We start from the raw sequence: 23,216 nt of genomic DNA, 5'->3' as shown, positions 1-23,216 counted from the left end.
TCTGGAATACGGAACAACTCGGTTCGGACGGGGTTGGAAATAATAATAAGGGAGGAAGTGTCATGACCGACAGGGAAGAAAAAATCCGCCAACTGGCCTATAAAATCTGGGAGGAGGACGGCCGCGAAAGCGGTTTTCACAACGATCACTGGCTGCGTGCTGAAAAAGAGCACCAAATGACCGACCAGCAGGCCGAAGAGACGACCAAAGCCAATCAACACGCCGATGAGGAATTTGCCAAGGACAACAGCGGCAAAAAATCTGCGGTGGACATTCGCCCACCGTCGATTTCCAGCCCGGATTAATACAGGGACGTGCGCCAACAAGGGGGGCGGTGGTGATGATGTGGAGCGCATCGCAGGCACTTGGTGTGAATGCGAAACATGTGAATGATGGATAGGCAGATATTTGGAACGTGATCTCGACAAGTCCATAGGACGGGATGCAGATGCCCCCAACGAAATCCCTGCAAAGGGCATGCGCGATGTGTTCTGGCGTATTGTCAAAGCGCTTATGGTTGATCGGGTCACGTTGATCGCTGCTGGCGTTACCTATTTCCTGCTTCTATCGCTGTTTCCTGCCCTCGGTGCACTGGTGGCGCTTTACGGCTTTATCGCTGATCCGGTGACGATCATCGATCATATCAGCTTTCTGGCGCGGATTCTGCCGCCCGGGTCCTTTGACATCGTGCTTGGCCAGTTGCATGCGCTTGCCCAGCAAAAGAGTTCAACACTGAGCATCGCTTTCGTCAGCGGTCTCATCATTGCCCTGTGGAGTGCCAATAGTGGCATGAAAGCGCTGTTCGAAGCGATGAATGTAGCGTACAAGGAAAGCGAAAAACGCAATTTCTTCCGTCTCAACCTCCTCTCATTGGCGTTTACATTCGGGGCTCTGATCGTCGTCATTGTCATCATTGCAGCGATTGGTGTCCTGCCGGCGGCTCTGGCCTATCTGTGGCTTGACCGGTGGCAGGAGTTACTGGCCCGGTTCGCTCGGTGGCCATTCCTCATTCTGTTCGTCGGCTTCGGGATTACCGTAGTTTACCGCTTCGGCCCCAGCCGCGAGCAAGCCAAGCTACGGTGGATCAACTGGGGTGTCTTGTTCAGCACATCTCTATGGTTCGTCGCCTCGCTGCTGTTTTCGTACTATCTTGAAAATTTCGCGAACTTTAATGCCACATATGGCACGCTTGGGGCCTTGATAGGTCTGATGGTGTGGGTGTGGATTTCAGTCATCATCCTGATCGTCGGTGCCCAGATAAACGCAGAGTTGGAACACCAGACGGCGCGCGACACCACCACCGGCTCGCCCAAACCCATGGGCCAGCGCGGTGCCTTTGTTGCCGATACTCTGGGCGAAACACTCGAATGACAACGCACTCTTCGCGCAAAGGGTGGCTTTGGCGAATGTCAGCGCTTGCCGGGCCACGCATTCAGGGCGATATCCACCAGTGCTTTTAATCTTGTCGTACATGCGCCGTCGCAGGCCTGAGCGGACATGCCTTGAATGACAGCGCCGTAGAAACGGGCCAGTGTGTCCGTATCCGTTCCCTCAGGTAGTTCACCTTCGCGGACTGCGCGGTCAAATCGGCTCTTCAGAACCTGCATCGATGCTTCGCGCAGTGCTGCCGTTGCCCGAGCCACCGAGGCGTTTTCTTCCGAGTGCTGCAAAACGGCCGTCGAGACGATACAGCCCCGCGGCTTGTCCGGCTGGGTATCTCCTTCGGCGATGTCATAAAGGAATAATTTGAGCGTCTCATAAACCGGTATTTTTGCGTCAAGCAGCTGCAGGCGTTGGCTGTTTTGCTGGCTGATGCCGTGGTTGAGCGCCATGCGGAACAGTTCTTCCTTGGAGCCGAAGGTTGCATAGAGCGATGGTGGTGTGATGCCCATGGCGGCTGTGAGATCGGCAATCGACGTGCCCTCGTAGCCGCGTTCCCAGAACAGATTGGCCGCAACTTCAAGTCCGGTTTCCCGATTGAGCACGCGCGGCCTGCCGCGTTTCCGCACCGTTTCAGACATTATTATATCGATCCCTATAAAAATATTGACATGCCATTCGGCAGTTTTATTATATCGTTCGCTAGTTAAATCGCAACGGAGTGATTTATGTCCAAGAAACTATCCAATAAAACCGCCCTGATTACAGGAAGTTCCCGTGGCATCGGCCGGGCTGCCGCTCTGGCATTTGCCAAGCATGGTGTGGGTCTTATCGCTGTCCACTATGCTGCCAATGCAGATGCCGCACAGACAACTGTCCGTGAAATTGAAGCTCTGGGCGCAAAGGCGGTGGCCATCGGTGCCGATCTGCGCAAGGGCAAGCAAGCAACAGACAGCCTGTGGCAGCAGTTCAAGGAGGCTGCGATCGCGTTTTCTGGCAAGCCGGCGCTTGATATTCTGGTCAATAATGCCGGGATTGCGCCGGCAACATCTATAGGTGACACGACCGAAGCTGCATTCGATGAGTTGATGACCATCAACTTCAAAGCGCCCTTCTTCCTGATACAGGCTGCGGCTGATGATATCAGCGACAATGGGCGTATCATCAATGTTTCGACCGGTTTTGCACGTGTCGCAGCACCAACGCACCCCGCCTATGCTGCATCAAAAGGTGCTCTCGAAACGCTTACTCTTGCTCTTGCGCCGGAGTTCGGCAAGCGCGGAATTACCGTCAATGTGGTCAGACCCGGTGTGACTGAGACAGACATGAATGCTGAATGGCTGGCAATGCCGGAGGCACGTGCGGGCGCCGAGGCGATGTCGGTCTTCAACCGTCTGGGACGTGCCGATGATGTTGCCGATGTCATCACGTTTCTTGCGTCGGACGAATCCCGCTGGACGACAGGACAGATGATTGACGCAACAGGTGGCGCACGATTGTGATTCTCGTTGCGGCGTGGGCAAACTTTGCCCACGCATACTTCTAGGTCTGCACAGCGTCCGATGATCTACCCGCACGTGGTTGTCAGAACATTCGGTTAGCCGTGAGGTTCGGCATAGTATTCCATTGATGGGTTATACAACCGCTTCGCAGCATCAAAAAATGCTGGTGGTCATGCGTCGGCCTATCGCCAAAGCAATCGGCAAGGATGGCCATCTTGTTATCCGCGATCTGCCTTCGCATCCCCGCGAAATGTCACCTGCCTGCGCTGGCATAAATGACTGGATTCTTAGCCCGCGCATCGCTGGTTGCGTGACATCATCGCCACCGCAGTGGCGGCTGACTTACGGCACTTTCAAGGGGCATGCGTTGGTAGAACCGCCTGATAAGTCGCCGCGTAACCCATGTGATCGTCGTCCAGAACGGTTATTTCCACCTGAGACAGACCGCGACTTTTCGTCCACAAAACAACGATAAATCGCCGTTGCTTACCGCTCTAAACGCGCTACATTCATGGTGTGGAGTAAGCTTGGAGGAGCAGTTTCATGAAACGAACGTGGCCGGAAGAATACAATTCCTTGTTACACGGTGCTGAGGAGGTGACACTTGATGTCACAGGAGATGCCTCAGATGACCCGACCTCTCACCCGGAAGCTCTTCGTAAGGCTTTAAAAGTTCGAATGCTGCAACAGGATTATGAGCGCATCTGGCCTCTTGCAGAGGCGCGTTATCGTCTCGAAGGCAAGTCGGCAGGAAAGGCAATTACGCTCATCGCGAACAACCCGCATTATCAGCGTTGGCATCCAGCCGATGGTGGCACCGTTGAAGAAAAATCAGAAAGTGGAAATGTGCGCCAATCCAAGTATGTCATCGTGCATTTTCTGCTTGATGACGTGAGCGTTGCCGCCTGATGAGCGGATGTTTCCAGTAGCGTCGTCTAACCAGGCGGCGCCATTTATCACTCATCCCGATCTGATTGTTTAACTGATATCAACTGGTCAGATCGGGGTTCTACTGTGTGCGTCGAGCGCACAATATCTTCAGCCAGATCGAGTAACGTCCGTAGGTCCGCGCCGCATCACCCAATTCACTGGCGATCGTCAGACATTGCATCTGGATGCTTGCCGGAGACCTCTGGAGAATACTTTTGCTTATCCCAGCCCAGCCCCCTAAAAAAGGGGAGGGACTCCATTCAAAAAGCAAAAATTTCGCAATGAAAAAGCCACAGTGCGTATCTACCAAGCTTCGCGAAAGGCACGGCTGGTATTTCTAACTGAAGCCGAATCGTGCTTTAGCTACTTTGGTCAGATGAGTACTTGACGCGGGGGCGTTGTCATTCTGGCTGTGACGGGAAGGTATTGGTATGACGATAGCTGGGATCCTGTATTTGATGATCGCATCTATTTTTGCCATCGCAAACTCAGTTGAATCTGCGCGACGAAAACTGCCCTGGAGCAGGTACGTTGTGGGGCTGCTTCTGTGCCTTGTGTGGCCAGTTCCGTTTGTTGTTGTCGCCGTTCAGTTGATCCATCGCGCAAGCGTGCGACGCTTCGAGGACCAGCGGCTTTTCTCGATGATCAAACGGCAGCCATAATTGCAGCGCTGAGGTACCTTGGCCTTCGCGTTCAGGAAATGATCGCTTTCAAGCGGTCTTGGGCTTTTCAAGCTGCTTTTCGACGATATTCTTTTCCGACCTTGCCCGTTGCCTGGATTTTGAGCGCATCATGGCTTCAGCGGCAAACATACGAACAAGCGGCGGGACCGCATAGACGTAGCGGCGCCAAAGCCTGCGGGGATCGGACATCAGTCGATAGAGCCACTCAAAGCCGAATTTCTGCATGACGAATGGCGCCCTTGTCTGAAGGTTTGTGATGAATTCCAAAGATGCCCCACAACAGATGCAAACGCCGGTTGAACCTGCTGTGTGTGATATTTCGTAAGCGATCAGCTCAGACTGTGGTGACCCAACAGCTATGAATATGAAGTTTGGCTTGTCCCGGGCGGCAAATTCGGCACAGGCGCGCATCGCTTCTTCATTGGTGATCACATTACGTGGCGGCACGTGGTAGGTAATGTGAACGTCCGGGAACCGTTCCATCATGCGCTGTGCGACCTCCTCGTAAGGAGCGATCAAGGTAACGCGGTCCCCTGGCTGAATTACTTCGTGAAAAAGACATGCCGTCAGGTCTGATCCGGTCACCAGTGGCAACGGAAAAGACAGCGATTTCGCCATCCACGAAATAGGCTTGCTGTCACACAGAGAAAGCCAGGACTGCTCGTAAATATTCTTCAGGATGTTATCGCCGCGTAATCTAACGGCATGATCGACGTTCGGAGTAACGATGTAAAAAAAACCATCGGTGTGTTTGACGCCCTCAATTGCGGCAATAACCTCATGAAACCGTAAAGTGTTGTACGGAACATCCAAAAACCGTTGTTTGACTTCCCACGCGTCGGCATTGATCGACACATTTTCCATCGTCGTTCCCCCCGAAAAAAACTATGCGTTTTGTAATTTTATATTTAGTTAAGCAATTATTAATAATGCAGTATTGTTGTGAAGCGAGTCAATACAATTTCCTCGTGAAAGAAATTGTTTGTCGTCTGGAATTTCTTATTTGAGATGCATGGCGCTACCTCATCGCTACTCGGAGAGATAGTAGGCTGCAAAATAATCAATTTATCGTCGTCTTTTGATGTACTTAGTATTACTAATAATAATTACATTTGTCGTCGAACCGCGCATGTAGTTAGTACGTGCGACTATATTAAAAAGGTTCACTGCCGTTGGAGCGGTCTGTTCTGATCCAGCTTTTGTTTTGCCGACCAGCAATTATGGTAAGATAGAGAGGTATTTTACTAACGACGTAGGGCAGGACCTGGATAAGGTCTTTTGGCGGTAAAGCTGTCATTCCGTACTTTAGCCACGCCAAACTTGTTGTTCCGAGCAGCCACATAAGTGCAAGCATTGTCACTGTGAACGGGCCAGCGGGCATATCAAATGAAATGATCAGGCCGATTTCAGTCATGCCGACAATAACCAAGCTCAAAAGAAGCAGGCTCAAAGGTGGGATAAGCAGATCCAGCATCCAAAGCGCCAGTTTTGGCTCTTTGAGGATTTGAGCCTTGGGCAGAGCGCGGAACGCTTCTGAGATTGTCGCAATATGCCCACTTTCCCAACGTTGCCGTTGGGTTGCCGCTCCAGTCTTGGATTGCGGAAAAAAGCTATAGATATATGATGTCTCGCAGAGTGTCGGCGGCTTTCCGACCAGCGTGAGATCAAGTCCCAGCTTCATATCTTCAACGAGGTTTCCGCTCGCGATGTTCACGTCCCGAATAAGGGCCCACGGGAACGCCATGGCGGTTCCGGTGAGTTGGCATCCGACGCCCATGCGCGCCAGCCCCTTTGGCCGAACTTTGTTTTTGATCAGAAAAGCAAACTCGGCAACTTTGGTCCCGATGCTTGCACCGGTCGGCGCAAGCATCAGATTGACGGCCTGGACTGCTCCACTCTGGGCATTTGATGCTCTGACTAGCGCGTCGAGCCCACCTGCCTCGATTATGCAGTCTGCATCAATAAAAACCACGAAGGGCAGTGGATCTTGCGCAATGGCCTGCAATCCCGCATCCAGTGCATAACCCTTGCCGCGGAGCTTAAGATCAGTTCGCTCCAGCACCTCGGCGCCAGCGGCTCTTGCTATTTCAGCCGTGGCATCTGTGCAATTGTCGGCTACAACCAAAAGCCGGTCGAATGGGCGCATTTGCGAAGCTAAGCTGAGCACCGTTCGCGCAATTCCGTCTTCTTCATTGTGGGCGGGAATAATGATGGCGGCTGGGAGGCGTTCGGCAGGAGATGGTGCAACTTGCCGTCTCAGGAACGACATGGAAACTTCCATTCCATATAGAGCCGTGGGTATTGCAGTACATATAGAGAAAAGCCAAAGCACCGGTGAAATCATGCTCATAAACTTCGGCCTCAACCCAAGCGCCTAATGGTGATATGTTATTCAGTATGTAAAATAATTCCGAGCCGCAAGCAGTATTATCTCGCTGAAATATTTAAGGTGTTCATAATTACACATACTGTTGCCAACAGGATCCAGTCATCGACTGTTGGCGAAGGTTCCCAATACCCGGAACGGCAATCCGGATGCGAGTGCGGCCACATATCTGCGGCGTTGCCAGCGGCCATCGATGTTGACTCTCGGAAGTTGCAATGCCGACGTCCCGTCCTCATTGCAAACTGGCGCCTGCACTGTGGTAACCGCCAGTTTAAAGCCTGACGCACCTGCAGCCGCAAACTCTCTTGGTCCCGCTTCAGCACGATGACCGTAGGGAAATGCGAAAGTACAGATTTCCTGAGACAATAAAGTTTCCAGGTAATGGCGCGATGATGTTAGTTCCTCTGTCAGTTCATCTTGGGTCAACCTGGCCATTGCCCGGTGACTGACGGAGTGCGCGCCGATCGTGGCCAGTGGGTGGCGAGAAAGTGCTATGAGTTCGGTCTCATCGAGGATCGTCTCGTCAACGGGCTTCATAGGATCAATACCGCAATCTGATGCCGCCTGATTGAGCTTGTCGATGGCTTTCGCTTCATCAGAGTTCATAATGAAGCGCGACAGGCGTTGATATGCAGCGTCTCTAGCGCCCGGCGATGCAAAAGCCAAATGTTCGCGACCTTCGCCGAAATCGAAATGCAGAGACTGTTGTTGCTGCACGAGTTCGAAGGCCGTTTCCCACCACATGCTGTGGGTCCGTCGAATGAAGCCTGAGCACGCAAATATTGTAAATGGAACCTGATGGCGGGCGAACACTGGAAGCGCGTATGTCACGTTGTCGCGATATCCATCGTCCAATGTGAACACGGCGAATGGTTGGACAGAGTGATCCTTCGCTTCCGCTTCAAGCTCCTCAAGCCGTATAAATCGATATCCCAAATCGCGTAGAGTGCTGATTGCCAAGTCAAGAAAATCAGGCGTGATTTCAAGATTTTTCTGCGGTGGATTGCTGCCGGGCTGGCTTGGCCGGACATGGTGCAAAGTAAAAATGACCCCGTGCATAGCCGAATTTTTGTACAGGCCACTGGCTGTCCATAACGAGGAGGCTTCAAGGATCGCTGTCTTTATTAGAGCCTTTAACTTCATGGAGGCGGCAGAATCTTGAAGCTTGGTTTTTACGCAGTGTGTCATCCGTTTATTCTACAATCCCAAGCTCTGTTGAATTCCAGTGGGTGACCGAACTAAATTGCATCCAGAAACAGCGCTATGAACGTCACCGGACCGATGGTCTGATCGACAGTGTATTCCTGCTGAATAACGATTGCCGGATGTTCGATCAGGTATTCGAAGAAGGGCAGGGCAAAGCGATCTGGCTCCACCTTACGCTGCGCGACCACGTCGGGGCGTCCCACTTCTGCCAGAGGTGACCATGAGGGCCCGAAAACCCAGCCATATGCAGAGGCGTTTTGTGGCGCCCAGCCATAGATGGTTATCCCAGGTGGCGGCGCTACGCCCATGGCGCGATGATCTTCGTGCAAAGGATGCTCGATCTGTCTGGGGCCGATCCCGGTCGTAAAGCTAATGCCAAGCTGGTTTGCGCCGTGCAGGCCATGCATGGTTTGCTGCAACAGACGGATGATCTGGACATCACCGCTGATCTGATAGGCGCGGAACAGGAGCAGGGTTTGACCAAAATCGGGCGGGCCGCCTTGTCCCCAGCCTGCTGGCGCATAAGGATGTTTCATGCTTGGATAGGCCAGTGACGATTGCACAGAAAGAAGCGTGCCGGCCTCGCGGACAAAGGCTTTTTCAATCTGGTCACGCAATATTGGGTCGGCATGACCGCTTTGGTGATAGTCCCAGGCGCCATCGCCTTTCTGGAAGTAAACGTCTCCCTCTTTTTTCCACGCGGTTTCGACCAAGGTGGCGAAGGATGGATTGTTGTCGAGCCTGAACAGCGAAGCCGCTGCCGCAATGCGCGGTCCTTCTGCATCTTTCTGCAACGCGGCCTTGCGTTCTTCCCACGATACGGCAGAAAACGCACCGGCCTTGTTTCCTGCCTCGATCGATTTGGCGTAAAATTCGTCCGGGTTCTCGAAGCCTCGTTCTGCCGCATCCCAGGCTTTCAGCGCGCTCTGGCGATAGGTTTCCGACAGGTCTTGCTGACCGGCATCTCGCAGCAAGCGGGCAAGTCGCGCAGCAGATGCCGCATATCTGTAAGTGGAGACATGGTCCGGCGCATAGGTGAATATCTTCAGGTGCTCCAGAAAGCTCGTCGAACCGGCCAATGGATGCCCGGTACTTTCAATGCCGCCGCGTACACTTCCGTCCGGCAGTTGAAGGCGTCGGTAAAAATCAATGTTCCAAACCGCTTCGTGTAGAAGGTCTGGTGCGCCGTCGAGGCTCTCATAACCCGGCAAAAGTTCACTTGATTTTGGAATTCCGAGCGGTTTTGCGCGTTTGTCCGAGGGAAGAAACTCGTCAAGTTCAAGGAATGCATCTGAAACCGACAGATGCTGAATACGCCTGTCCCAGTCTCCTGCATCCATGTAACCGCCCCAATAGTCATCGGGCGCAAAATTGGTCGTAACCCAGGAGGCATTTGAACCTTCCTCAAACGGCACAAAACCGTTGTGCCAGTTCGGCGTCCAGACAAGTGGCAGGTTACTTTCGAGTATCTGCAGGTTTGGGCCGGGGCGGAAAGCCTCCGGACGTTCAAACCCAAAACGGTTATCGAGCGGGATGCCGCTGCGATGATTGTAAAGCCCACCGATGCCATTGCGGGCCACGGTCATCCAGCGATCGTCAGCAATCTCGAATGCGTCACTCACACCAATGCCAGGCAGGCGCAGGCGGTATTTGCCCGGATTTTTCCATGCGGAATAATCCAGCTCAAACACGAACGTCCCAGAGCGGTTCGATTTATATGTCAGTGAGACATTTGCTCCGGGTTCGAGTTCATCAGGCAGCGGTTCGCTGACATCCCTTAAAGTGAAGCCGTCGGCGTCAGTGCTTGCAATTGTTGCAAACACGGCTTTCGCATCCTGTTCACCACGAAGTCGCTGAAGCGCGACACGTTGCCCGGCCTGCAGCTCGTGGCCCGGCGCCATGATGTAGGGTTCAGCTCCCGGACGAATGGCCGTAACCGGTAAGGGTGCTCCTTCTGCGTAATCGACGAGTGGCTGAGGAAGCCCGCTTGACGGCTCGGGATCGTCGGGCTGGCTGCGAAGACGCGCCGGGGCTGTGAAAACCTCTAGGCCGGTCTCATCAATGAGCGAGAATCTATCGATGCCGTATTTGCGGAAGTCGACCGCGCCGTGCTCTGGTCCTCCCGGCAGCCACAAAGCCAGATAGGCAATTTTGGAAGGGTCTTCCGGCCTGTGTCCCACAAAGGTGGAACGCAAAGCTATTGCACGTGTCTGGTGCGTGTCGAAGACAAAATCCGTTGGTGGAAATACACCCTCGGGCCACGTTATCTTATGTTTTCCTTCGCTAAGCGGCTGATCCAGTTTGAGATAAAATGTGTGTTTGAACGAGGCGCCTGTTTCGGTTGCGCCGCTGTCGCCGCGATAAAAACCAGAGCTGTACGGCACGGATTTTCGGTAGACGGCCACAACGCGTGCTGCGCCGTCCAGCTGATAATTGTTTTGCTTCAGAAACTTTGCCCGATCAAGAAACTGATCGGGCGGGATATCGGAGATGCGCAGATGTCGACGATCTGACCCGATAACCATGCCCCATTCGTCTTTGTGAGAAATCCAGGAGCCGACAGATGCAGATGCAGGCGCGTCAAGCTCGACGATACGTCCAACACGAAAATCCATGTCGCGAATTTCGACTGCGATGATATCCGGGGCAGCCATGGTAATTTCGTGAATACGAATTCCAGCGCTCGCCAATGCTTTAGATGAAGCAGAAAAAGGTGCTGTTAAAATGAACGTTAAGAAAATTATCAAATAAAATAATCTCACGGCACCAAAGACCTTTCATGTCGCAAGCTATGTGTTAATTGTATTGACCAGTAGCAACATTGTTAATCGTCAGAGATACAGTTTTGAAGTTTGCATTTGCCGCTCTTCTGTTGCTCAGCATTTTTCCAATAAGTTTATTGGTGAGACGATACGCTTTTGTGTCAAGGATATTCTGGATATCATTCGGAAGTTTTCCGTTTTACCTGACTGCGGTGCCTCTTCTGGATATTGGCATAGTATCCTGGGAGGAGTGGAGCGGTTTTGTGATGGGAATGGAAGTTTCCATTCTCGATTTCATGGCCCTCATAGCTTTGCTTATCTTGCCAACGCAGCATTCGCCCAAAGCTTATTATGTGCCGATGCTTATCTATATATTTGTTCTGATGCTTTCGGTCACGCAGGCGCCTGAGCCAATGGCTGCATTTTTCGGCGTCTGGCAATATCTCAGGATGTTCCTGATCGTCGTTGTTGTTGCCAGGGCCTGCGCCTACGAGGAAGTTCCGTCCCTGATTTACAAAGGCATGATGATCGGAATTGTCGGCCAGTTCATCGCAGTTGTCTGGCAGCGTTTCGGGTTGGGCCTTCCACAGAATACCGGGCTTTTTGTCCATCAGAACACTTTGGGCATGTCCGTGCACTTCGTGCTTTTCCCGCACCTTGTCATGCTGTTGTCGGGTCGCAAAAATCTGCTCTATCTGGTTGGATCGGTGCTCGTCATGTTGATGATCTTGATCTTCACCGCGTCGCGCGCCTCGTTGGGAATGGCCGGTTTTGGGATTGCCCTGACGTTCGCGCTGATGGCGCTTATCGGATTGACCAGACGCAAGATCGCCGTCGTCGGTGGTGCGGTTCTGGTGGCAGTCATGCTTCTGCCGGTCGCTGTGTCGACATTCGAAAAACGCTTTGAAGCAAGTCCGCTCCATGAAGATGCCTATGACGAGCGTGCGGCCTTTAATCAAGCGGCTCTTTTCATGCTTCACGATTTTCCGATGGGGGTTGGCGCAAATCATTATGTCTATGCAGCCCAATCCATGGGCTACTCCGACCGGGCCGGCGTGGACCCGTCTGAAGGAAACCGGCGCGCCATCGTCCACAACGCCTACATGTTGGCCGGTGCCGAGACCGGCTACCTCGGTATGGTTGCTTTTTGTCTGATGGTGTTCACGCCGATGCTGCTTGCATTTGTAGCCGGCTTTCGAAATCACGACAAAACCGAAGGCCAAATTCTGCTGGGGTGCGCGATCGCGATGTTCGTCGCCTACGTCCACTCTGGATTCGAATGGATTATATTCACAAAGGAAATCCAATATTTGCTGGCAATGACATTTGGCTTGGTGATTGGTGTGGCAACACGTCAACGCGCTCGCCAAAGCGAATATTTCAATATTGACACGTCGAATTATCAATACTTTCGTTGATTTTCTGATTCGTTTTCTATTTACTCAACATAGATAGATAATACCTCATGTATTAATTCTCATGGTCTGAAAATTCTACCGAAATTCCGCGTACGAGATTACATAAAAATATGTGCTAACAGGAGTTCGAATGTGTAGTTGTGTAAAATTCGAACATGCAATCTTATTTTTTCGAACACCCGCGAATACATTAAAATTTATATTATCTTGGCTGTTGGTATATTTTCTGTCGTCAGCACCGTCTCTGGCAGCGGAATACAGGCTCGATGTTCAGGACAAGTTGCGTGTTTATGTGGCGGAATGGCCTATACTCAATGTTGAACTGTCGGTCGGCGCAAACGGGAGTGTAGCGCTGCCACTGATCGGCGAAGTCCAGGCGCGTGGCTTGGAGCCATCACAGCTAGCAGCTGCCGTTGCGGAAAAACTGAAGCTGAAAGCAAATCAGCGACAGCTTCCTGACGTTTCCATTGATGTTGTCGGCTACAGACCATTTTATATTCTGGGATCGGTCACATCACCCGGCGAATATGCATTCAGGCCCGAAATGCTGGTATTGAATGCCATGAGCATCGCAGGTGGAGCTTATCGCGCCGTTGGTTATTCAGAGTGGGATCTCGCACGCACGTCAATCAACGGGGTTGGGGAATTGAATGTTGCTGAATTGAGAAAAGCAACGCTGCTGGCCGAACAGGTTCGATATGAAGCTGAAGTCGGCGAACGTGGTTTTCCTCCAACTCCCCCTGATGCTGCGCCATCCTATGCGCGCGCCTTGGATGAACAACGAGAGTTATTCACAGCCAACAACAACAGCTACGAAAACCAGGCCAAAACCCTAGGCGCAATGGTCGAGTTGCATAAAACGGAAATAGCATCGATTGCGATGCAGCTTGAAACTGTCTCGAGCAAGCTTGCCGAGTATCAGGTCGAAGTCGAAAAAGCGACCAGACTGGAGAATTCCGGCCTGGCTACCAACCGTCGCTTGCCGTTGCAGCGAGATCTGTTCGATATTCAACGAGAACAGCGCCTGCTTGAGTTCGAAAAAGTCAGAGCCGAGCGCGCTGTGCAGGAAGCATTGCTTCGCATTGAGACGCTGGGCAGCACCCGTAAAACGGCGGCTCAGGAAGGTCTTCAGCGGGCAAGATCGATGATGCGTGAGATTGATGAACAGCTTACATCATTAAGCCAATTGGTAACCGGTGCTGCGCTGCAGACGGAGCAATTCAAGACAGCAAGACAGCGAGAAGAGCTGCCACGCTTGCAATTCACAATCATAAGGGGCCGGGATACGCAGATGCAGCAAATCTCGGCGACCGAGGTTACTCCAATCCTGCCTGGAGACATAATCAAGGTGGAGCTTTCAGGTAATAAATCGATGTAGGGGAAGCGTGCCGGTTTCGCCGACAAGACCTGATATAATACGATCAATTCGTGCGTGTTCAGGCGATGTGGCGGGGATGGCAGCTGCAGTCTTGATGTCTTCAGACAGGTGCAAACATGATGTTATCGCGTAACATGCAGACCCATTCCATCCCGTCACTTCCGATATCGACGGACAATACATATGACTGGCGCTGGATGGTGAAAGCGATACGCAATCGTATCTTTTTTATCATCTTGATTGCCGCATTATTGTCTGCAGCCGCTGTCGCATTCGTCCAATATCGACCCGCGGCTTACACGGCATCATCGACGCTGAACATTACCAATCTGCGATTGACGATGAGCCGCGATGACGCGTTTTTTGCAGAGCTGCAGTTTGATCCGACATTCCTCGAAACGCAGATGCGGATAATCTCGTCGGACTCCGTGCTGATGAACGTTCTCTCAAAATTGCAGATCATCGACAGCTCACCCGCCGCCGCAGAAAATCCGCCATCGGCAGAGCGGACTGCCAAGCTTATCCACGAGGCGGAGGCACTCGACGATTTCAGAAGGGCCTTGGACGTTCAACGGCTGGGCATGAGCAACCTGGTCAGCATCAAATATACGGCCGAAACAGCAGAGCGTGCCGCGACAGTCGCAAACACCGTCACGGAAACCTATCTGGCAAAGCTGGAGCAGGACCGGCTTGAGGCGGCAGAAACGGCAAGTAGCTGGTTGCGTGAGCGTTTGCAGGAAGTCGGGCCAAAGGCACAGGTCGTTTCCGAGGCATTGCCGCCAATCCACAAAAGCGACATTCGTGGCATCTTCATCATCGTCCTGGCTGCTATTATCGGGGTTTCGCTCGGAGCGGTTATTTCTCTTCTACTGGCGTTTTTCGACAAGCGGATCCGTACCCCTGAACAGATTATGGAAATCGTGGGCAAGCCCTGCATGGGTCTCGTGCCGACGCTGCCGAGAAAACGTCGCAAGAACAAGGTTGATCTGTTGTACTCGGTTGCCAACCAGCCTTCGAGTGGGCTTTGGCACACTTTACGCCACCTCGACACCGTTGTTACGAGCGTGGAAGCAAAAGGCCCGAATATTGTCGGGTTTACCTCGACCATTTCCGAAGAGGGCAAGACGACCATCGCCGGTAATTTCGCTGTCATGAAAGCAAGAGCCGGGAAAAAAGTTCTTCTCATTGATGCTGATCCCTACCGCAAGTCGCTCTCCCATCTTCTCGTTTCTTCTGTAGACAATACGGAAAAACCGGTGCTGGCCAACGGTGCAGACGCCGACGTTGCGTCTCTCATTGAGAAAGATCAGACGGCGGGCTTCGCATTTCTGCGTCTTGGCGATCAGAGTGATATGGATGTGACGACACAGCTTTTCTGGTCTGAGACAATGCCGAAACTCTCGGCAGTTTTCAAAGACTACGATCTGGTGATCTTCGATCTGCCGCCACTTGTAGCACTTGGCGATCTTCAAAATGCCGCGCAGGTCGTCGATAAATTTATCCTCATCGTCGATTGGGGCAAACTGACAGGTGTGATGCTTCAGACGGCAATGGTTATGAATCCGACGGTTCATGAGAAGATCGCAGGCGTTGTCTTGAACAGAGCCGACCGCTCGCGGATGAAGAAGGTCTTTTCACCCTTCGCAGCTTTACTTGGCAAGCAGTCTCTGCTGGTTGGTGCCAAGAGGCGCTAGAACAGCTTTGATGTGAGCCTGCCGGGTGCAGGCTCACATGTTATCAAGTGTGATCTGGTCTAGAGTTGCCGCATGAAGCGCAACATGTCGCGAAATCTCTGCACGTTCGCCGCTACATATCCCTTTTCGGGTCGGACATAGGTCCGTTCGATGTAACCTGTGTATTTGAAGATAAACGACATGCTGGGTCCGTCACCGCAGGCCTTGCTGTCGAAAGTCGGGTTGTCAGTGCGGTATCGCGCCAGAAAATCTGCTGCAAGTTTACGGAGAGTGCGTGCCTTGTCGTCTGCCAGGCTAGACGGGATGTCGTCAGCTTTCAATTCGCCGTAGATTGCCTGAAAGGTCAGCGCGGCGATGAAATAGTTGCCTGCTGCAGTGAGGTGCACATCGTCTTCGAAAAAGGTGTCGACAATCTTGCGGGGGCTCTCATTTGTGAAGCCTGATGTCGATGGATTTGCTATGAGATGATCGACGAGATCTGCCAGAGCAAGCGACGCTGGCACGATCCGAATAGGATGGGCGGGTCCTTGATTTAACGGCTGGTTGTTGACCTTAGCAACCACACACTGCCACACAGGCATGGCAGCGCGTTCGTATTCAATCCAATCGCGTGCGTCGTTCTTGTCGGAAAGGCTGATCCAGGGGGTAAAGAAAAAGACCTCTCCCTCAGGGTTCGATTGTATGAACCGTTCCTGATAGGCGCGCAGATAGGTCCCGGTCTGTTGCCAGAGGAGTGAATCCAGCAGCCGATGTTGCTCGGTGATCAGCAGAATATTGTACTTGCCGACATCTGCCTTTGACGGAGATTGCATCTCTGCAAGGGTGTCTATCGTTTCGCCATTTGCATCTGTCCCTGTATCAAATCCACTCCAAGCATGACTTTCGTCACGTCCGAAAGACCTGTCCTTGATGGAGGAACCGTTGAGATTTTGACCGTTCCAGACGATTGGCATTTCCACTGCCGCAGAGATCTGGCTCATGAACTCCAGCATCGGGCGAGGGGTCAAACTATGCCCGGAAACGAAGATATGACGTTTCGCGTCCATTTCGCCGGGCGCTGGCAGTAATGGATACACCGTCGGCTCCTCGCTGCTGGAAGATGTCGAAATTGCAGATGTCATGACCATCAGACCTGTGACGCACACCACAACGACGGCAGTCGACAAGAGCGCAAGCCGCCTCATGCATAGCTCTTCAGCAGGGTTGCCCGACGCTGATAGATTGACCTTTCATCGAAGCGTTTTCCGGAAATGGCAGCCGCGCTCACGAGTTGCGCGAGTTTGGCGCGATCATTGTTCAACTCGGTTATTTGACGGCCCAGAGCCTCGATGTCATCACGAGGGACAAGGGCGCCGCCGCCATGTTCAGAGACCAGATCCTCCGCATAGGGGGAGTGATATCCGACAAGGGCGCTGCCGCAAACCAGTGCTTCGATAAGGCAGCGCGGTGACTCGGCAGTCTTGTGGCAGAACACAAAAATATCGCTGTCGCGCAGAGCGTGCAACAAAGCCTCCCGATCACCGACGTAACCGGCAAGCTTCACCTTGTCCTGCAAATGATTTTTCTGGATCATGCCTTCCATCACATCGAGCAATGGTCCGTCACCGGTCCAGCAGGCTTCTATCGACGGGTTGCCCTGAGCGGCAATTGCCAGTGCCGATACCCAGTCTTCCGGGCCTTTCATCGGAGCTGCGCGACCGACATAGGAAACACGTATCGGTGCAAGAGATAGAATTCTCTCGATTTTTTGGTCCAGCGTGTGCTCGTTGATCTGGTCCGTTTCCTGGGTATGAACGTCGTACATGCAATGGGGATTGGAAGACGCCCCAGAATAGGTGTCGTAGGTATCACGTCCCTGGAAAAGCCCGAGTGTGCTTCGCCCGATCAGATAACGATGGTACCATTTCATCAATGGCAGGGTTGCGCGTTCTTTGATGCGTCTGCGTAACCGATGTGCTGATAATGTGCGCAGAATGACATCATGCTCGACGCGGTCAAACCAGATGGCGAATTTGCGCCCCTGCGCATTGGCTTCCAGTGCAGCAATGGCGCCCCAGTCACCGATGAGGTAACCGACGGTAAAGCAGAGATGATCGGCACTACGGATTTCTTCTTTCAGTAATGCTCTGGTCTTGCGATAGGTCCGCGCAAAATCCTTTGCCTTGTAAGCAAAGGGCAGTTCGATGAACTTGAGTTGGTCATAACAAGGCAGGTCCACGACATCGATCCATGTCGTCGACGTATTCTCTTCGCGATCACCTTCCAGAACGATGCCCGCGAATTTTACCTGCCGGAAGTTTTCGGCGTGGCGAACCAGACCGGCACTGGTCTGGTCATCAAGCTGCAAACCGCGAGGTCCCCGCCGCAGACGAACCGCAGTGACAAACAGCACACTGCCTGTGGCTTGGTCAGAGATTGGCTCGTGGACTGTCAGCGTTGCTTTCTGGAGCATTTTGTCACCTTGAGTTCCATCTGCTTTGCGTGGTCATCACCATGGCGGCGAAAATGTAGCCGTCTTGAACTGCAAGGCTGCCCGGAAGAACGGTTCCCTTGGTGAAGTCTTTGATGTCTTTGCAGAAGGTGGCATCAAATGAATCGGTGCCAAGCGAGATTTCCAGATCCTGAAAATCCATCATCATGCCAGTTAAAGGGTACTGGCACTTGTAGGTTGCTTCCTTTGCGCTGAAGATCGTCCGCACCAGAAGAGCACGCTCGCTTGATGGGCGATCCTCGAGCCAGTCTTGCTCTTGACGTGTACATATTGCATCGAACAAGTCAGCAGGTAGTGCTTCAGCAGGCTCGACGTCGAGACCCATCGACAGGTACCCATGCGCCGCGAGGCCGACGGCCGCTACACACAGCGTATCGCAGTGGCTGATGCTTCCGACAACACCGTCCGGCCAAACGGGAGAGCGATCGTTTGCAGCGGGTATGGGAACGCGTTTCAGGCCCAAGGCACTCATGGCGGTTCCCGCGCAGGCGCGGCCAGCATGGAATTCCCGTTTGCGGCGCGGAATGGCATGCGCAACATATCGCTCTTCTTCGTCCAGAAAACCACTGCGAGCTGCGCGTGGATCGCCGTGCGCGATGGCCACGTCATCTGGAAACAGGGTCTTTAGCGCATCCACCACCATTCAGAGCCGCGAACGTGTCAGTGCCGCACGCCGATCTCCAAGAGCGGCCCGTCGATTGGCCGCTCTGTCCGCCACCTGGCTCAGACGTTCTTCTGCCTTTCCGCGGTCGGCAAGATGCTCGGCAAGCGCTCGCACGGTCGGGAAACGGAAAACATCGGTTATTGTCAGGTCAGGGGCGATGACGACTTTCAGGTCACGGTGCAATTGCACAGCGAGAAGTGAGTGTCCGCCAAGAGCAAAGAAGTTGTCGTTTAAACCGACGCGTTCAATGCCAAGGGTTCGGCTGTAGGCTTCAGCCAGATCCGATTGCAGTTTGTTTTCCGGCGCCACGAAGACCTGAGCGGAGACGATAATGGGTCCCGTATCCGGTTTTGGCAGCGCTTTTCGGTCGACTTTCGCATTCGGCGTCAGTGGAAACGCTTTGAGCGTCACGAAATGTGCCGGTATCATATAGTCAGGCAGGGCTTCACCAAGATGTTGTCTGAGTGCCTCCTCGTTCAATGGCTGACCGGTCAGCCTCAGATAAGCGACGATGCGAACGTCGGAAGCCCTGTCTTCTCTTGCAACAACGACAGCTTCGGCCACGCCGGGGAAGGACGCGATCCATGCCTCGATCTCACCCAGTTCAATACGATAGCCGCGGACCTTGACCTGATAATCCGTGCGCCCGAGAAATCTCAAGGTTCCATCCGCCTTGCGGCAAACCAGATCTCCGGTTCGGTATATAAGACCTGGTGCAAAGGGGTTTGGAACGAAACGTTCCCGCGTCAATTCCTCGCGGTTCAGATAACCGCGCGTTACCCCGTCGCCACCGATATAAAGTTCACCGGGCTGTCCCGGTGCCGCCACGCCGCCAGACGCGTCCAGCACGTAGAGTTGTGTATTGGCAATCGGTTGCCCAAGCGGCACAACAATCTCCGACATGTCGGCGGTCATTGTGGATGACCATATCGTTGTTTCTGTCGGGCCGTACATGTTCTCGACACTGGCATTGGTCAGTTTTTGGATGTCGCCAAGCAGAGAGTTTTGAAGTGCCTCGCCACCGATAAACAGGTGACGGATTTGCGCGAAAGCAGCGCGATCTGTTTCGTTGATCAGGAACATACGTGCCATTGAAGGGGTGCACTGAAGATGTGTTACCCCGTGCCGGTGCACGTCCTGATCAAAGCTATTGTCGTTTGCAACATCCTCAACCGTAACAGTCGTTTCAGCACGCGCCTGTGCTACCACCCGGGCCAGCGGCTCCAGTCTCTCCAGCACAAGCTCAGATGGCACGCCGAAGTCTATCAGGCAGGCAATCTCGTCCACGCCGATGCCAGCAACCTGATCAATACGCTTCATGGCGTCGTCGACGGTGCCAAACAGACCGCTGTCTTCGAAGTAACGCAGGAATGCAAATTCAAGGATGGCATCCAGCTCGTCTGCCGCAAGAGACTGCAGATCAATGTCGAGAGCGTTGGACAAGCCTTGTGGTTTCTTGAACGCGGGAAATGCCCAGGCATATTGTTTGATAAGCGCCGTGGCACTTTGCAGATAGGCTTTCATTGGGCCTCGGGCGGCATCCCGCACCTCTTCCCGGTCCTCACCGAGCAACGTGTGCAGCATCAGCGTCACCTTGTAGGCATCGGGATTGCGACCACATTCGATCAGTGTTTGCCGATAAATGCTGATCTTTTCAGCAAGCTCATCAACGGACTGGCCGAGCAGGTGAGTCAGCACATGTGCGCCGGTCCTCGCTGCTTCTCTATACGTTTCGGGATTGCCTGCAGTCGTCAGCCAGACCGGCACTTCCGGCTGAACTGGTCTCGGCTGTGTGACGACACTGGCTTTGCCGCCGCCATAATCGAATTCCATGCGTTCGCCGCGCCAAAGCTTTCGCACGGTTTCGATATCGCGTAGCAGGGCGGTCTTGTTGTGCGGCGGTGCGTTTTCGGGTCTGAGAACAAAATCTTCCGGCATCCAGCCGGAGGCAAAGGCAAGGCCCACCCGCCCATTACTGAGATTGTCGAGAACCGCCCATTCTTCCACGACGCGGATAGGATGATGGAGCGGAAGGACGCAGCTGCCGGCACGAATTGCCAGGTTCTTGGTGACGGCAGCGATGGCTGCACCTGTTACGGCAGGGTTCGGGTAGGGGCCGCCGAATGCGTGAAAATGCCGTTCGGGCGTCCAGATAGCTTGGAAGCCATTCGCATCTGCAAATTTCGCGCCTTCGAGCAACAACTGGTATTTTGCCGGTCCCGCGCCATCATCATTGCCCCAATAGAACAGACCGAAATCTATCGGCGCTTTGCCAGCGCGGGTGGATTTGACGGCACCATCACCGCCTTTGTGGCTTTGGGTCTGGGCAGAATGGAGTACGACCTTGAAACCTCTCGCCAGGGTCCAGAAAAGCTCCAGGACCGAAATGTCGAAGGATAGGCTGGTAACCGCAAGCCAGACTGGCTGGCTCGACTTGTCGTACTGAATGCGTTCATCCATCCCGGCAAAGAAGTTGACCACATTGCGATGTTCAACCATCACGCCCTTTGGGCGACCGGTCGAGCCTGACGTATAGATGACGTAGGCGAGATTGGACGGCGATACCTCTGTAACCGGTCTGTCTGTCGTGACGGATCGCTCGAGTATATCTTCGATGAAGACGGTTTTGACGCCGGTCGCGAAGAGCGGTGTTTCGGTCATGCGGCTTGTCAAGATGACGGCTGCGCCGCTGTCTTCTACCATATAGGCAAGCCGATCGGCCGGGAAATGAGGATCAAGCGGAACATATGCGCCGCCAGCCTTCTGGATCGCCAAGGCACCAACCACAAGATTGCTGCAGCGGGGAAGGTTGAGACCAACCATGAAATCAGGTTTCACGCCGAGGTCGACAAGAACATTCGCAATCAGGTTCGCCCGATCATTTAGCTCCTTATATGTCAGTTCCTCATTGCGCCAGGCGACTGCAATGGCGTTGGGGGTCGATTGCACCTGCTGTTCGATGAGTGTGTGAACGCACGCATTCCTGTCGTAATCCCGGGCCGTATCGTTCCAGCCGTAGACAACGTTCTTGATTTCGTCGGCGGACATCAAAGGCAGATCAACGACGCGGCCATCCTGAAGGAAAGCCGATGCAAGCAGTTCGATGTGCCGACAATATTGCGCCGCGATTGCGTCCGGAACCCTTGATTGGTCATACGCCAATCGTGCGCTTGCCGTTACCGTGTCCAGGACAAAAGTCAGCGGATGGTCAATGCTGCCGGACCGTGGAGAGCCATTGTCTGTCTCAACGATGCAGGTTGTCAAACGATTGTTGGACAGACCCGGTTCACGGAAGTGAAGATCGCTGAGATAGGTGGCTTCCCGCCGCAGAACAGTCAGTTGTGATGCCAGGCCTTCAGCAAACTCGGACACCAGAAAATCTGATGGTAGTTCAACGTGCAAAGGGACATTGGGGGCAAAGTAACCCGGGAACCGACTGCTATAATCTGCAGCCTTAGGCGAGCAATAGGCAATATCGAGCCTGTCCTGACCGGAAAAACGTGCCAGGAAGGCTGCAATCACTGCAACCCGTAAATTCGTCGTCAACGCGTCTGGCAGGTTAATGGAAATGCTGGCAACACCAGCCGCGTGAGACGGACTTTCCGACACGTCAAAAAGTTTGACGTCCTCGGCGGCCAGCAATCTGGCCTTCGCCCGATCTTCGTAACGAACAACATCGGCAACTGCGGTATTCAGATCCTCGAGATCGGCAGTTGCAAATTGCGGGAGACTGTCACCCTGCCTTACGTGGTCGGAAAGCAGGACTTCATGACCATTCCTCTGCATCGTACCATTGATCAGGACATCGTCGGTCGCTGTCGCGACAACCACGCCGTCCGAGCCGACAGAGCGAATGAAGCCCGCGGGCTTGGGGTCATCAGGTAGTCCCAACACTGTGAATGTCGTCAGCAGGAATATGCCATCGGCATGACGGATTTTTGGATGCACCATCCTGTTGGTGTAACCTGCGCCGAAATTCAGCGCGCGATGGAGGCGAGATAGATCCTCAGCTGATTTTTCAAACGGCAGGGTGCCGGCGGCGTCAGGTCGTTTGGATTTTGCAAAATAGCTGCGCTGTGAGAAGTCTTGTGCTACCCCGGTCAGTGTATTGTTGTTGATGTCGTCGACCAGCTTGGCAAAAGTCTCAACGCCAGCCGCCAGACATTTGGTGTTCAGCGTGAGACTGATTTCGTCAGGGTTGATGTCGAAATGTGTCTGGCTGTAGATTTTACCTTCATCTGCGCCTTCAGTGATTTCGTGCCATGTAACGCCGAATGTTGTCTCACCTTCTAGAATAGCCCATGTCGGTGCGTTTAGACCTGCCAGTCTTGGAAGTGGGCCATCATGGAAATTGATGGCGCCCCGTCGCGCTTTCTGCCAGACCGGCTGCGGTATCATTCGCAGGTTGGCGATGCTGAACAGCCAGTCGTAATCGAGGTGCCCAACGGCTTTCTCGAGGTCGTCACCCCATTCGATTACTGGAATAGACTGTTGTGTTGCCCAGTCTTTTGCCGCATCGTTGCTTGACACAACTGCAGTTATCGCAAAGCCTTTATCTCGGAGCAAAATGCCGCACTGCACAAGTAAAGCTTCATTGCCAATCAAAATACAGCTGAACATCTAGACGTATACTCCGAAACAACAAACGCCACTGAATATAGGTAATATTTCGCTGGGCAGATTATAAAAAATAGATTTCGCAAAACGAAATCGTGTTGCAAA

Annotated in this window: 17 protein-coding genes; 8 read left to right on the top strand and 9 right to left on the bottom strand. The window is 53.2% G+C overall.

The genetic code is table 11. The annotated features are described in order from the left end of the window. Nucleotides 1-62: 62 nt before the first annotated feature. Both M2418_RS18940 and M2418_RS18935 read left to right on the top strand, forming a co-directional pair. Nucleotides 63-305: a DUF2934 domain-containing protein gene (locus M2418_RS18940; protein WP_259148570.1), complete on the top strand. Its 243-nt coding sequence runs from the start codon at nucleotides 63-65 to the stop codon at nucleotides 303-305. A 103-nt stretch (nucleotides 306-408) separates the two neighbouring features. Beyond that, complete coding sequence (locus M2418_RS18935; RefSeq protein ID WP_259148568.1) at nucleotides 409-1,371, top strand: YihY/virulence factor BrkB family protein; 963 nt, start codon at nucleotides 409-411, stop codon at nucleotides 1,369-1,371. A 38-nt stretch (nucleotides 1,372-1,409) separates the two neighbouring features. On the opposite strand, the gene M2418_RS18930 is transcribed toward M2418_RS18935, so the two are convergent. Continuing rightward, nucleotides 1,410-2,021: a TetR/AcrR family transcriptional regulator gene (locus M2418_RS18930; protein WP_259148567.1), complete on the bottom strand. Its 612-nt coding sequence runs from the start codon at nucleotides 2,019-2,021 to the stop codon at nucleotides 1,410-1,412. 87 nt (nucleotides 2,022-2,108) lie between these two features. Here M2418_RS18930 and M2418_RS18925 point away from each other — a divergent pair, with 87 nt between their 5' ends. From M2418_RS18925 to M2418_RS18915, 3 genes are all read left to right on the top strand, one after another. Beyond that, nucleotides 2,109-2,882 carry an SDR family oxidoreductase gene (locus tag M2418_RS18925; protein WP_259148565.1) on the top strand — a complete coding sequence of 258 codons (774 nt, stop codon included), beginning with the start codon at nucleotides 2,109-2,111 and terminating at the stop codon, nucleotides 2,880-2,882. Nucleotides 2,883-3,009: 127 nt separating this feature from the next. Continuing rightward, nucleotides 3,010-3,357, top strand: coding sequence for a hypothetical protein (locus tag M2418_RS18920; protein ID WP_259148563.1), 348 nt, complete (start codon nucleotides 3,010-3,012; stop codon nucleotides 3,355-3,357). 68 nt (nucleotides 3,358-3,425) lie between these two features. Continuing rightward, complete coding sequence (locus M2418_RS18915) at nucleotides 3,426-3,791, top strand: hypothetical protein (protein ID WP_259148561.1); 366 nt, start codon at nucleotides 3,426-3,428, stop codon at nucleotides 3,789-3,791. 731 nt (nucleotides 3,792-4,522) lie between these two features. Here the strand turns inward: M2418_RS18915 and M2418_RS18910 are convergent. From M2418_RS18910 to M2418_RS18895, 4 genes are all read right to left on the bottom strand, one after another. Further along, nucleotides 4,523-5,359, bottom strand: a complete 837-nt coding sequence (locus tag M2418_RS18910; protein WP_256435724.1) for a WecB/TagA/CpsF family glycosyltransferase — start codon at nucleotides 5,357-5,359, stop codon at nucleotides 4,523-4,525. A gap of 289 nt (nucleotides 5,360-5,648) precedes the next feature. Then, entirely contained in the window at nucleotides 5,649-6,764 is a 1,116-nt protein-coding gene (locus M2418_RS18905; RefSeq protein ID WP_259148559.1) for a glycosyltransferase family 2 protein, read from the bottom strand. Between the two features lie 219 nt (nucleotides 6,765-6,983). Continuing rightward, nucleotides 6,984-8,069: a polysaccharide deacetylase family protein gene (locus tag M2418_RS18900; protein ID WP_259148557.1), complete on the bottom strand. Its 1,086-nt coding sequence runs from the start codon at nucleotides 8,067-8,069 to the stop codon at nucleotides 6,984-6,986. 50 nt (nucleotides 8,070-8,119) lie between these two features. Then, nucleotides 8,120-10,741, bottom strand: coding sequence for a glycoside hydrolase family 9 protein (locus M2418_RS18895; RefSeq protein ID WP_259148555.1), 2,622 nt, complete (start codon nucleotides 10,739-10,741; stop codon nucleotides 8,120-8,122). A gap of 266 nt (nucleotides 10,742-11,007) precedes the next feature. Between M2418_RS18895 and M2418_RS18890 the strand changes: the two genes are divergently transcribed. From M2418_RS18890 to M2418_RS18880, 3 genes are all read left to right on the top strand, one after another. Then, complete coding sequence (locus tag M2418_RS18890; RefSeq protein ID WP_259148553.1) at nucleotides 11,008-12,267, top strand: O-antigen ligase; 1,260 nt, start codon at nucleotides 11,008-11,010, stop codon at nucleotides 12,265-12,267. Nucleotides 12,268-12,397: 130 nt separating this feature from the next. After that, nucleotides 12,398-13,645: a polysaccharide biosynthesis/export family protein gene (locus tag M2418_RS18885; RefSeq protein ID WP_259148551.1), complete on the top strand. Its 1,248-nt coding sequence runs from the start codon at nucleotides 12,398-12,400 to the stop codon at nucleotides 13,643-13,645. A gap of 116 nt (nucleotides 13,646-13,761) precedes the next feature. Beyond that, the gene (locus M2418_RS18880; protein ID WP_192490845.1) at nucleotides 13,762-15,339 is read left to right on the top strand and encodes an AAA family ATPase; all 1,578 of its coding nucleotides are present in this window, start codon (nucleotides 13,762-13,764) and stop codon (nucleotides 15,337-15,339) included. Between the two features lie 59 nt (nucleotides 15,340-15,398). Here M2418_RS18880 and M2418_RS18875 read toward each other — a convergent pair whose 3' ends face one another. Genes M2418_RS18875 through M2418_RS18860 form a run of 4 tightly spaced genes read right to left on the bottom strand, consistent with a single transcriptional unit; the run spans nucleotide 15,399 to nucleotide 23,024 of the window. Next, entirely contained in the window at nucleotides 15,399-16,523 is a 1,125-nt protein-coding gene (locus M2418_RS18875) for a hypothetical protein (protein ID WP_259148549.1), read from the bottom strand. After that, complete coding sequence (locus M2418_RS18870; RefSeq protein ID WP_259148547.1) at nucleotides 16,520-17,791, bottom strand: glycosyltransferase; 1,272 nt, start codon at nucleotides 17,789-17,791, stop codon at nucleotides 16,520-16,522. The genes M2418_RS18875 and M2418_RS18870 overlap by 4 nt, the downstream gene beginning before the upstream one ends. Before the next feature lie 4 nt (nucleotides 17,792-17,795). Further along, nucleotides 17,796-18,473: a 4'-phosphopantetheinyl transferase gene (locus M2418_RS18865; protein WP_259148546.1), complete on the bottom strand. Its 678-nt coding sequence runs from the start codon at nucleotides 18,471-18,473 to the stop codon at nucleotides 17,796-17,798. Beyond that, a complete protein-coding gene (locus tag M2418_RS18860) occupies nucleotides 18,474-23,024 on the bottom strand; it encodes a MupA/Atu3671 family FMN-dependent luciferase-like monooxygenase (RefSeq protein WP_259148544.1) in 4,551 nt (1,516 codons plus the stop codon). It abuts the gene before it with no gap. Between the last annotated feature and the right edge of the window lie 192 nt (nucleotides 23,025-23,216).

This window comes from Rhizobium sp. BIGb0125 (assembly GCF_024810055.1).
GTDB lineage: Bacteria > Pseudomonadota > Alphaproteobacteria > Rhizobiales > Rhizobiaceae > Agrobacterium.
The sequence above is the reverse complement of the archived record's forward strand: the minus strand, read 5'-3'. Positions and strand labels throughout refer to the sequence as shown.